Genomic DNA, 11,800 nt, shown 5'->3' on the forward strand with positions numbered 1-11,800 from the left:
TTTATTGTGAATAGCTTATCTTTCTTGCGCTTTATTTTAACAGCTTTCTCGAAAGTTGTTTAATATTTATTATACAGCAGATAAAGCGCTATAAAACAACAAATTACTCAAATTAATCATAAAAAAACATAACAATAACAGGTATAGACTTATGTCAAATATAAGCAAAAACGGCTTCACGCTGTTTGAATTGATCGTCACGTTAGCAATTAGTGCGATTTTAGTCATGATTGCCCTGCCCTATTTTCATCAGCTGATGGCAGAACAAGAACTCAAGCGAATTCAGTATTCATTACAGTCCAGCCTGAAAATAGCACGCTCCCATGCCTTCACCCATCATAGTAATGTTGTGATCTGTCCAACACATGACTTTAGCCAATGCAGTAAGCAAAACTGGAATACGGGTTTTATGATTTTTATTGATCGAAATAAAAATCGTCAGATAGACAACAATGAATACATTCTTTATACAGAAAAAACTGCACTTAAATACGGTACCTTGGATTGGCGTGGCACTTTAAACATACCCAGTGTAACTTTTAATGCACAACAAGGTTTGCCGATCGGCTCGAATGGTAGTTTCTTTTACTGCTCTACTCACGTCGCGAGCAAACGACTGGTGCTTAGTAAAATGGGGCAAACTCGAGCTGAAGACATCAATGGATGTTAACTGAGCAGTCTAAATGATCTTTATATTGTCACTTTATTCTCATCTTTTTTTGCCTATACTGCTGAAGTGATCTATTCCTGCTTGGAATTAAATCTAGACAAAAGCACATATAAAAAACTGGGAGAATAAAATGACGGATATCGTTATTGTAAATGGTGCACGCACTGCAATGGGTGGCTTTCAAGGCAGTTTAGCCAATGTGACTGCACCAGAATTAGGTGCGGCAAGTATCCAAGCGGCCATTCAACGTGCGGGGGTACAAGCAACAGAAATCGATGAAGTCATTATGGGCTGCGTCCTGCCTGCAGGCTTAAAGCAAGGCCCTGCTCGTCAGGCGATGCGTCAAGCAGGCTTACCAGATTCTACAGGTGCGGTCACCATCAACAAACTCTGTGGTTCTGGTATGAAAGCTGTCATGCAAGCAGCCGATGCAATCAAAGCAGGTTCTGCCTCAATCATTGTCGCTGGTGGTATGGAGTCAATGAGTAATGCACCTTATGTACTGACCAAAGCACGTGCTGGGTACCGTATGGGACATGGTGATGTGAAAGACCACATGTTCTTAGACGGCCTTGAAGATGCTGAAACAGGTCGTTTGATGGGCTCATTCGCACAAGATATGGCCAATAGCAAAGGTTACACACGCCAACAAATGGATGACTTTGCGATTCGCTCACTCAAACGTGCACAAACTGCAGTCAATGAAGGCTATTTCGCTGATGAAATCGTCCCTGTGACAGTTACAACTCGTAAAGGCGATGTCATTGTAGATAAAGATGAACAACCTTTTAATGCCAATATTGAAAAAATTCCAACACTTCGTCCTGCCTTCGCTAAAGATGGCAGTATTACTGCTGCAAATGCCAGTTCTATTTCGGATGGCGCTTCGGCTTTAGTCCTGACATCTGCAGAAAATGCAGCAAGCAAAGGTTTGCAACCATTGGCGAAAATTGTGGCTTATGCCACCAATTCACAACATCCATCGGAGTTCACCATCGCCCCTGTTGCTGCGATTCAAAAAGTATTGGATAAAGCAGCTTGGCAAGTTGCAGATGTAGATTTATGGGAAATTAATGAAGCTTTTGCCATGGTCACCATGTGCCCAATGGATGAGTTCAAGCTTGATCCTGAAAAAGTGAATATCAACGGTGGTGCATGTGCGCTTGGGCATCCTGTGGGTTCTACAGGTTCACGTATTATCCTAACTTTGATTCATGCGCTTAAACGTACAGGTGGCAAGCGTGGCGTTGCTGCTCTCTGTATTGGTGGTGGTGAAGCAACTGCGGTCGCGATTGAATTACTTTAAGTGCCTTGCAACCCCTATTTCGTAAAGAGGGATTGAGGTAGATTGAATAAAGTCATTCCCTAACCCTTCTTTATTCAAAAAGTAAAAAGACGAATCATTGATTCGTCTTTTTGCTTATAGCTTTAAAAAGTTTAGAGCAATTCTGCACGCAACTGTTCAGGCGATTTCATTGACAATAAACCTGGCGCAACATCATAAGCAGTTTTTGCACCATATTGCTGCATTTGGTTTAAACGATAGCAAGCACGTGCATAAGCCACCAAAATACTCGCGGTAAACTCAGGATTGCTGTCTAACTTCAATGAGAATTCAAGCACTTGTTTTTGTTCATCGCTGGTATTGCCACTGCGAATGACAAAACCACCATGTGGCATGCGTTGGTGATCTTTGGCTAAAGTCGCTTCATCAATGAAATTTACGGTTGTGTTGTAGTCAGCGAAATAATCTGGCATGGTCACAATCGCTTGCTCTACCGCAGCAGCATCGGCACCTTCTGCAAGTACGACATAACATTCACGAGTATGTTTATCTTTGGTGCTTAATACAGGACGCGCACCGCTACGCACTTGTTCAATGGCATCATTCGATGGAATGGTATATTGCACACCTGCTTTTACACCATCAACACGACGAATGGCATCTGAGTGACCCTGACTTAAACCTTTACCCCAAAAAGTATAGGTTTCACCATCAGGTAACAACGCTTCACCAAATAAACGATTAATCGAGAACATGCCTGGATCCCAACCAATTGAGATGAGTGCAGTTTTCTTGTTCGCTGTCGCAGGTGCATCTACAGATGCATAATATTCAGGAATACGTGCATGCGTATCGAAACTATCGACAATATTAAATTGGCTCGCCAATACAGGACCTTGTTGTGGCAAGTCATCTTTTGAACCACCACATAAAATCAGCACGTCAATTTTGTCTTGAAAATCTGACAGTGAATCCATGTGAAACACTGCTGTTTCAGCAAAACATGGTGAAACGCTTTCAGGCGCACGACGGGTAAAAATACCCACCAATTGTAAATCTGGGTTTTTCTGAATCGCCGTTTCAACGCCACGACCTAAGTTGCCATAACCAGCAATGCCAATACGGATAGAATTTTGCATAAAGACAAATCACTTCATCATGAAAAAATTGAAAAATAAATCAGAGGATAATCACATCAAATTATCGTCTTGATTGATTTTTGATAATGTAAAAATAACGCCTACATAAGACTGCGATGCTACATCAGCGTGCTTATACTACAGCACTTTACGGTAAATTAAATCATTAAGAAGTGCGATAAAACAAGCCGTTTGATCATTTTAAGGCAAACAAAAAGCCTGCACATGGCAGGCTGTTTGTAAATGTGTGAACCGTGATATTTCGATAAAATCTATCTACATTTCGATGAAATCCATTATCAATATATTACGCACCTGTTTGATAATTTGGTTTTGGCACTGCGGTAGAAGCTTGATAAGGATGGGTAAAGTCCGCCAAACCTGCTGCAGCTTCTTGCACATCTTTACCTTCTTTAATCACGAAAGTATCGAAACCTGCACGCTTCATATAATTTAAGACGTCTTTAAAGACATCACCGACTGCGCGAAGTTCACCCTGAAAGCCTTGACGGCGTAACAATGCCGCAAAAGAATAACCACGGCCATCGTTAAAACCTGCAAATTCAATAAAAATCGCATCCAGTTCTGCCAATGGAAATTCATGGTTTTCAGGCGAAGCATCTACCGTTAAATATAGGGCTTTTTTACCTGAAATTTGTGCCAACTGATCAAGCTGTTCAACGCTGAGCACCACATCACCTTGCGGTAATGCTGCATCTTCAGCAATCACTTGATAAGTATTGTCTGTAATCGTGCCATCTTTCGCGAGCACAGGTAGTGCAGTATTAAGCATAAGCGCGCTCCTTAAATGGTTGAATGCCGACACGGCGATAAGTGTCGATGAAGTCTTCACCTTCACTACGCAAATCTAAGTAGGTATTTAAAATTTCTTCCACCACATCAGGAATCACTTCAGCAGCAAAAGATGGCCCTAAAATATCACCGATTGACGCATCATGGTCTGCATGCCCGCCCAAAGTGATTTGGTAGAATTCCGCGCCTTTTTTATCGACACCTAAAATCCCGATATTACCAACGTGGTGATGACCACAAGCGTTCATACAACCTGAAATATTCAAATCCAGTTTGCCAAGATTATAAATGGTATCCAAATCATCAAAACGGCGTGAAATGGCTTCTGAAATTGGAATAGATTTGGCATTGGCAAGTGAACAGAAATCACCACCCGGACAGCAAATAATATCGGTAATAAAGCCAATATGCGCGCGCGCCAAGTTGTTAGCATCTAGCACTTGCCACAATGCAAACAGGTCTTTTTGTGGCACATCTACCAAAGCAATATTTTGCTCATGCGTGGTACGCAACTCACCAAAGGTATATTGATCGGCTAAATCTGCAATCAGATTCATTTCTTCTGTCGTCATGTCACCTGGTGCAACACCTGCACGTTTCAATGAAATGGTGACAATACGATAGCCTTGTACTTTGTGCGCATTGGTGTTGATGTTGAACCATTGCTTGAATTTTGGATACTGCGCAAACAGCTCGCTAAAATCTTCATCGGCATAGTTTTGATAAGCAAATGGCGTGAAGTTTTCATCCATTTTTTGCAAAGTTTCTGCATCAATTTTTAAGGTTTTCACCGTATGTGCAAATTCAGCTTCAACTTTTTCTGCAAATACTGCTGGAGTTAAGGCTTTTACCAAAATTTTGATACGTGCTTTATATTTATTGTCGCGACGACCATGCAAGTTATAAACACGTAAAATAGCTTCTAAGTAAGCAATCAAATCTTCACGTGGCAAGAACTCACGAATAAAGCTACCGATAATTGGAGTACGACCTAAGCCGCCACCAACTTTAATTTTATAGCCAATTTCGCCTGCTTCATTTTTAACAATATAGACGCCAATGTCATGAAATGCAGTCGCAGCACGGTCAATTTCTTCCAGTGCAGACACCGCAATTTTGAATTTACGTGGCAAGAAGGCAAATTCAGGGTGGAAAGTCGACCACTGACGAATTAATTCACAGGTTGGACGTGGGTCAGCAATTTCGCCCGCCACGACACCTGCATACTGGTCTGTGGTGGTATTACGAATACAGTTACCCGAAGTCTGAATTGCGTGCATTTGTACGGTTGCAAGCTCTGCCAGCATGTCAGGCACATTTTCCAGTGCAGGCCAGTTAAACTGAATATTTTGACGTGTTGATACGTGCGCATAGCCACGGTCATAGTCTTTGGCAAGCTGCGCAACTTTACGCAATTGCTTAGAGTTCATCAGACCGTAAGGCACCGCAATACGCAACATTGGCGCATAGCGTTGTACATACAAACCATTTTGCAGACGCAATGGACGATATTCATCCTCAGTCAATTTGCCTGCTAAATAACGTTCCGTTTGGTCGCGGAACTGTGCAACACGTTCATTAATCAGTTGCTGATCGAAATCAGTATATAAATACATGGCGTACAGCTAGTCATTTCTATTATCACGGCTGACAGCATAGCGAGATTCAATCTATCAACAAAATGTGTTTTTTACATATTTCTTAGCGGTTTTATTGATAAGCCATTGCAACATCACAGCCTGTAAGCCTTTGCCAAAATTTACAGGCTTTTTATAGAGCTATCACAAAATAGTGCATGCTTTAGCACTTTTTCTGCTATAGCATCTATTCGATCTATTATTGATTACCTGTGGTTATGACTTGGCTTTATCTTCATCCTGATTTTTAATCTGAGATGACCACTGCCCTGCACCCAAAGCCTGCCCGATATAATCGTAACGCATTTGAGAACGTGAAAATTTAATTGGACACGCCAACTGAGTTTCAGTTTTTTCGGCATTCTGCTGAATAGGAACTTCTACTGTCCAACCGCGTTGCTGTGCCAAAGGTGAATGTAAGGCTTCATCTAAAGTGAATACAGGTTCAACGCAGACATCATATTGCGCGAATACCTGCTGCCATGTGGCAAAACTTTGTGTTTTAATTTTATCTTGAATAGCGTGTTTGACTTGCAAGCGCTCTTGCGGATCTAAAGATGCCCCTTTTTCCAAAAGTATCGGTAAGTTTAAAATCTGTGCCAAACCCTGCATAAACTGCGGCTCTAAACTACCGACTGAAAGATAACGGCCATCTGCTGTTTCATAATAGTCATAATAGGTGCCACCATTTAAGTAAGATTGCTCAGCATATTGAGGAACCTGTGCCGCCAAAACTGCTGAAGCGGCCATATTGTTTAAAGTCGCAGCGCAATCGGTCATCGAAATATCAATATACTGCCCTAAACCACTGCGCTGACGTTCTATCACTGCACTTAAAATCGCCACCAAAGCATGCAATGATCCACCTGCTACATCGGCCACTTGAATCCCGAGCGGTGGCGGCCCACCCGCTTGCCGTCCACTATGCCCCGCAATGCCAGACAAGGCTAAATAGTTGATGTCATGTCCTGCCCTTTGTTGATAATCGCCTGTTTGTCCATAACCTGTGATGGAACAATAGATCAGTCGCGGATTAATTTTTGCCAAGCTGGCATAGTCCAGCCCTAAACGCTGCATCACGCCTGGTCTAAACTGTTCCAATACAATATCGAATTCGGCAATTTTATCGTGAATAAGCTGAATACTTTCGGGGGATTTTAAATCCAAAGTAATTGACTGTTTATTCCGATTCAAATAACTGTGCGAAGTCGCTTGTCCATTGGCATAGGGTGGAAATAAACGAATTAAGTCAGGACGGGTTGCCGATTCAATATGAATCACCTCTGCACCCATATCCGCCAAATACAAACTGGCAAAAGGGCCGGGCAATAAGGTGGAAAAATCTAAAACTTTTAAACCGCTCAGTGCATGTGTCATTGTTGTGATTACTCGATTTTTACTGATTTTCCGTTCATCTTATAAACAGCAAAACTGTAACACAATGTCATGTTCAGCCATTTACCTTGATCATTTCGGCAATTTATTATGTAAAATAAGTAAAATTGGTATTGTAAATTGCCAATTTCAATTTTTAGCGTCATTTAGGTCAAGCTTACGTGAATACAAAAGAGACTGAAGGATTTAACATGAGCAGAGATACCATTAGTATCCATTTTGTAAATGCAGCGCTCACGGGTGTTAAGCGACTCGGCATGGATGTCGAAACCTTATTATCTCATGTCGGTATTGAGGCAGAACTTCTGCGCCAACCGAAAGCACGTATTTCACCTGAACAATATACTCGCTTTATTAAAATGTTGTGGATGGTGACACAAGACGAACACGTGGGTTTTGATTCTCAGCCACGTCGTTTGGGTACATTCGCGATCATGTGCCAATTGGTAATTCACGCCAAAACACTGGGCGATGCCTTAGAACTCTCTTCGCAATTCTACAAACTGTTTGGTGATGATTGGTCGGTTACCTTAGAACGTGATAAACACGAAGCACGTTTGGTACCATCTATTCCACAAGCTATGGATCCTGATCACTTTATTACTGAAAGTATGTTGATGATTTGGCACGGCTTGGCATCTTGGCTGATTGAACGTCGCCTGCCTTTGGAGCGCGTACATTTTGGCTATCCACGTCCTGCACATGCAGATGAATACGATGCGCTGTTCTTTGCGCCTGTCATGCAATTTGACATGCCACGCACCGAAATTACCTTTGCTGCCGACTACTTGGATTTACCAATTCGTCAAACCCAAGAAACCTTAGACGAATTCTTAAAAACCGCGCCTGCGCAATTGTTGGTGAAATTCAAAAACACCAATTCTTTAACTTCGCGTATTCGTGACGTGTTAAAGAGCCAAATTGGCGAAGAAATGCCAACCTTGAACGATGTTGCATCCATGCTGTACCTATCGCCACAAACCTTGCGTCGTCGTTTGGCTGCAGAAGGTAAAAGCTATCAAGGGGTAAAAGATGCATTACGCCGTGATGCCGCGATTCACCTATTGCTGAATCCTGAACTTACCCTTGAAGATGTGGCACAACAAGTTGGCTTTAGCGAAACCAGTACTTTCCACCGTGCTTTCAAAAAGTGGACTGGCGTCACACCTGGTTTATACCGTCAGTTGCACGGTTATCATTAATTTAGAATCGACAATTCACAATAACTCGTAATTCCAATCGATTGCCCTTGCACACCGCAAGGGCTTTTTTTATCGCTCTATTATAGTTTCAATCTTTCTGCCAAATTACTGCGTCATCCCAATTAGCAAAAAACCTCACTGACCTGTACCGTTCTCGTCATTGCACTTCAAAATTTTCAGATTACACTCAAAAGCAATCATAAAGAAAACTATCGACAAGGGATTGATTATGAGCGAGGCCTACATCATTGATGCTATTCGCACTCCGCGCGGCAAAGGAAAAAAAGATGGCGCATTACACGAAGTTAAACCCATTCGCCTACTCACAACCTTATTGAATGAATTGCAACAACGACACAACCTAGACACCTCACAAGTAGACGATATTGTTTTGGGTTGTGTCACACCAATTGGCGATCAGGGTGCAGATATTGCCAAAACCGCAGCGATTGCAGCAGGTTGGGACAATGATGTTGCTGGGGTACAAATCAACCGCTTTTGTGCCTCAGGTTTAGAAGCCGTGAACCTCGCAGCGCAAAAAGTTCGTTCGGGTTGGGAAGATTTAATCGTTGCAGGTGGTGTGGAATCTATGTCACGCGTGGCAATGGGTTCCGATGGTGGTGCTTGGGCATTCGACCCTGAAACCAATATGGCTTGTGACTTTATTCCACAAGGTATTGGCGCTGACTTAATTGCCACACTCGATGGCTATAGCCGTACAGAAGTCGATCAATTTGCAGCAGCATCACAGCACAAAGCCGCAGCAGCACAAGCACAGGGACATTTCGAGCGCTCGATTGTACCTGTCAAAGATCAGGCAGGTGTGGTGATTTTGGCACAAGATGAATTTATCAAACCACAGACCACGGCTGAAAGCTTGGCACAGCTCAAGCCGAGTTTTGCCAATATGGGACAAATGGGTTTTGATGCGATTGCCCTGCAAAAATATCCTGAAGCAGGACAAGTCAATCATGTGCATCATGCAGGCAATTCATCAGGTATTGTTGATGGCGCGGCGTTGGTCTTGATTGCATCAGAACAAGCGGTACAACAACACAACTTAAAACCACGCGCCAAAGTGCTTGCTACCGCACTGGTTGGCACAGACCCTGCCATTATGCTCACAGGACCCGCGCCTGCAGCACGCAAAGCCTTAGCCAAAGCAGGACTGAACATTGAAGATATTGATCTGTTTGAAGTCAATGAAGCCTTTGCAGCCGTGGTTCTGCGTTTTATTACAGAACTTCAGGTTGATCCCGCCAAAGTCAATGTGAATGGTGGTGCTATTGCCTTGGGTCATCCACTTGGCGCTACAGGTGCCATGATTTTAGGCACCTTACTGGACGAGCTAGAACGACAAGATAAAAAACGCGGCATGGCTACATTATGTGTAGGCGGTGGGATGGGAATTGCCACCATTATTGAGCGAGTATAAGGAGTATAAAAATGAGCGCCATTCACTATTATAAAAATGCCGATAACATTGTCATTCTAACCTTTGACTCACCAAATCAATCTGCCAACACCATGAATGCTGACTTTAGAGATGCATTAGCGCAAGTGGTACAAAAGTTAAAAGCAGACGAACAAGTGGCAGGAATCATTTTCGCCTCTGCGAAAAAAACCTTTTTTGCAGGCGGTGACTTAGATGAGTTGATTCAAGTACAGCCTGAGCATGCCAGCTCATTTTTTCAGATGATTGAAAACCTAAAAGCACAGCTGCGTTATATTGAAACCCGTGGTATTCCTGTGGTAGCTGCCTTAAATGGCACGGCACTCGGCGGCGGATGGGAACTTGCTCTGTGCTGTCATCATCGTATTGCAATTCGTGATGAAAAAACCAAGTTTGGTTTACCCGAAGTGACTTTAGGTTTATTGCCTGGTGGCGGTGGTATTGTGCGGATGGTACGTTTATTGGGTTTACAAACTGCCCTGCCGCTGTTGATGGAAGGCAAACAGCTGAGTGTGGAAAAAGCACAAAGTTTAGGTTTAATCCATGATCTTGCTGAAAATGAAACAGAATTACTCAGCAAAGCCCAAGACTGGATTCTTGCACATCCTCAATCACAACAAGTATTTGATGTCAAAGACTATAAAATCCCTGGGGGAACACCATCTACACCTGCTGTCGCGCAAATGCTTTCCATTGCTCCTGCCATGCTACGCGACAAAACCAAAGGCTGTTACCCTGCGCCTGAAGCAATTTTGAGTGCAGCAGTAGAAGGTGCGCAGGTTGATGTCGATACAGCCTTACGCATTGAATCTCGCTATTTTACCCAGCTCGCAACAGGTCAAATTTCTAAAAATATGATTGGCACCTTTTGGCATGGGCTGAATGCGATTAAATCGGGCAGTGGCCGTCCGCAAGGCATTGCACCGCATCAAACTCAAAAAGTCGGCATTTTAGGTGCAGGCATGATGGGCGCAGGCATTGCTTATGCCACAGCAAGCAAAGGCATTGCGGTTGTTCTTAAAGATGTATCCATCGAACAAGCTGAAAAAGGCAAAGCTTACAGTCAAAAACTATTGGATAAACAAGTATCGCAAGGTCGTATAAGTGCAGAGCGAGCAGCACAAGTCTTAGCCAATATTCATCCAACGGCACAGGCTGCCGATTTACAAGGCTGTGATTTGATTATTGAGGCGGTATTTGAAAATCCTCAACTCAAGGCGCAAGTCACACAAGAAGCCGAAGTTTTTCTGGCAGAACAAGGTGTGATGGCATCCAATACCTCAACTTTGCCAATAAGCGGGCTTGCCCAAGCTGCGCAAGATCAACAGCGCTTTATTGGACTGCATTTCTTTAGTCCTGTCGATAAAATGCCGTTGGTAGAAATCATTAAAGGAAAAAACACCTCTGCCGATACTTTGGCAAAAGCATATGACTTTGTGCAACACATTGGTAAAACACCGATTGTAGTCAATGACAGACGTGGCTTTTTTACCAGTCGGGTGTTTGGCACTTTTGTGCAGGAAGGCTTGCGCTTACTGGCAGAAGGCGTACATCCTGCCAAAATTGAAATGGCAGCTTTAAAAGCAGGTATGCCTGTTGGCCCACTTGCTATTCAGGATGAAGTATCTTTAACCTTATCTGAACACGTGGCACAGGAAGCACGTAAGGCGCTGCAAGCCGAAGGAAAAGACCGACCACTGTCGAGTGCAGATGAAGTCATTCAAACCATGATTCATCAATTCTCACGTAAAGGCAAAGCTGCAGGTGCAGGCTTTTATGACTACCCTGAACAGGGTAAAAAACAGCTTTGGTCGGGGTTAAGTCATTGGTATAAAAATACCGAAATCGCTGAACAAGAGATGATTAACCGTTTCTTATTTGTACAAGCACTGGACAGCTTACGTTGCTTGGAAGAAGGTGTTTTAGAATCTGTCATTGATGCCAATGTTGGGTCAATTTTTGGCATTGGCTTCCCTGCATGGACAGGTGGTGCTTTGCAGTTTTTAAATCAATATGGTTTAACACAGGCTTTGGCACGAGCACAGCAACTTGCTGCAGCATATGGCGAACGTTTTACCCCACCTAAAATTTTGCAAGACCGTGTTGCTGCAGATGCTAAAAGCATTTAAGTCTAAACTTTAAATTTAAAACAATCTGAGAGGGATACATCATCCCTCTTTTTATTTGCTCAAAATTACAATGAATA

General features: G+C 43.0%; 9 protein-coding genes. 5 read left to right on the top strand and 4 right to left on the bottom strand.

Features of this window, described 5'->3' with window-relative positions; genetic code table 11:
- The first annotated feature begins 151 nt into the window (after positions 1-151).
- Together FTV41_RS06575 and FTV41_RS06580 are read left to right on the top strand one after the other, a co-directional pair.
- Positions 152-670: a GspH/FimT family pseudopilin gene (locus FTV41_RS06575; RefSeq protein WP_179996303.1), complete on the top strand. Its 519-nt coding sequence runs from the start codon at positions 152-154 to the stop codon at positions 668-670.
- 130 nt (positions 671-800) lie between these two features.
- Complete coding sequence (locus FTV41_RS06580; RefSeq protein ID WP_179996304.1) at positions 801-1,976, top strand: thiolase family protein; 1,176 nt, start codon at positions 801-803, stop codon at positions 1,974-1,976.
- Between the two features lie 131 nt (positions 1,977-2,107).
- Here the strand turns inward: FTV41_RS06580 and FTV41_RS06585 are convergent, their stop codons facing one another.
- The 4 genes from FTV41_RS06585 to FTV41_RS06600 all read right to left on the bottom strand — a co-directional run bounded on the left by FTV41_RS06585 (position 2,108) and on the right by FTV41_RS06600 (position 6,921).
- The gene (locus FTV41_RS06585; RefSeq protein ID WP_179996305.1) at positions 2,108-3,094 is read right to left on the bottom strand and encodes a diaminopimelate dehydrogenase; all 987 of its coding nucleotides are present in this window, start codon (positions 3,092-3,094) and stop codon (positions 2,108-2,110) included.
- A gap of 307 nt (positions 3,095-3,401) precedes the next feature.
- The gene (locus FTV41_RS06590) at positions 3,402-3,887 is read right to left on the bottom strand and encodes a DUF934 domain-containing protein (protein ID WP_167845799.1); all 486 of its coding nucleotides are present in this window, start codon (positions 3,885-3,887) and stop codon (positions 3,402-3,404) included.
- Positions 3,880-5,523, bottom strand: coding sequence for a nitrite/sulfite reductase (locus FTV41_RS06595; RefSeq protein WP_004972445.1), 1,644 nt, complete (start codon positions 5,521-5,523; stop codon positions 3,880-3,882). The genes FTV41_RS06590 and FTV41_RS06595 overlap by 8 nt, the downstream gene beginning before the upstream one ends.
- A gap of 237 nt (positions 5,524-5,760) precedes the next feature.
- Positions 5,761-6,921, bottom strand: coding sequence for a CaiB/BaiF CoA-transferase family protein (locus FTV41_RS06600; protein ID WP_179996306.1), 1,161 nt, complete (start codon positions 6,919-6,921; stop codon positions 5,761-5,763).
- Between the two features lie 209 nt (positions 6,922-7,130).
- Between FTV41_RS06600 and FTV41_RS06605 the strand changes: the two genes are divergently transcribed.
- The 3 genes from FTV41_RS06605 to FTV41_RS06615 all read left to right on the top strand — a co-directional run bounded on the left by FTV41_RS06605 (position 7,131) and on the right by FTV41_RS06615 (position 11,723).
- Complete coding sequence (locus FTV41_RS06605; RefSeq protein ID WP_004972448.1) at positions 7,131-8,141, top strand: AraC family transcriptional regulator; 1,011 nt, start codon at positions 7,131-7,133, stop codon at positions 8,139-8,141.
- A gap of 229 nt (positions 8,142-8,370) precedes the next feature.
- A complete protein-coding gene (locus tag FTV41_RS06610) occupies positions 8,371-9,576 on the top strand; it encodes an acetyl-CoA C-acetyltransferase (RefSeq protein WP_096901568.1) in 1,206 nt (401 codons plus the stop codon).
- An 11-nt stretch (positions 9,577-9,587) separates the two neighbouring features.
- Entirely contained in the window at positions 9,588-11,723 is a 2,136-nt protein-coding gene (locus FTV41_RS06615) for a 3-hydroxyacyl-CoA dehydrogenase NAD-binding domain-containing protein (protein ID WP_179996307.1), read from the top strand.
- Positions 11,724-11,800 lie beyond the last annotated feature (77 nt).

It is taken from the genome of Acinetobacter sp. YH16051 (assembly GCF_013417135.1).
Taxonomy (GTDB): domain Bacteria; phylum Pseudomonadota; class Gammaproteobacteria; order Pseudomonadales; family Moraxellaceae; genus Acinetobacter; species Acinetobacter towneri.

Excerpts from the sequence above, each read along its gene's own strand:
- FTV41_RS06575 (WP_179996303.1), top strand. The coding sequence starts at position 152 with ATGTCAAATATAAGCAAAAACGGCTTCACGCTGTTTGAATTGATCGTC.
- FTV41_RS06580 (WP_179996304.1), top strand. The coding sequence starts at position 801 with ATGACGGATATCGTTATTGTAAATGGTGCACGCACTGCAATGGGTGGC.
- FTV41_RS06585 (WP_179996305.1), bottom strand. The coding sequence starts at position 3,094 with ATGCAAAATTCTATCCGTATTGGCATTGCTGGTTATGGCAACTTAGGT.
- FTV41_RS06590 (WP_167845799.1), bottom strand. The coding sequence starts at position 3,887 with ATGCTTAATACTGCACTACCTGTGCTCGCGAAAGATGGCACGATTACA.
- FTV41_RS06595 (WP_004972445.1), bottom strand. The coding sequence starts at position 5,523 with ATGTATTTATATACTGATTTCGATCAGCAACTGATTAATGAACGTGTT.
- FTV41_RS06600 (WP_179996306.1), bottom strand. The coding sequence starts at position 6,921 with ATGACACATGCACTGAGCGGTTTAAAAGTTTTAGATTTTTCCACCTTA.
- FTV41_RS06605 (WP_004972448.1), top strand. The coding sequence starts at position 7,131 with ATGAGCAGAGATACCATTAGTATCCATTTTGTAAATGCAGCGCTCACG.
- FTV41_RS06610 (WP_096901568.1), top strand. The coding sequence starts at position 8,371 with ATGAGCGAGGCCTACATCATTGATGCTATTCGCACTCCGCGCGGCAAA.
- FTV41_RS06615 (WP_179996307.1), top strand. The coding sequence starts at position 9,588 with ATGAGCGCCATTCACTATTATAAAAATGCCGATAACATTGTCATTCTA.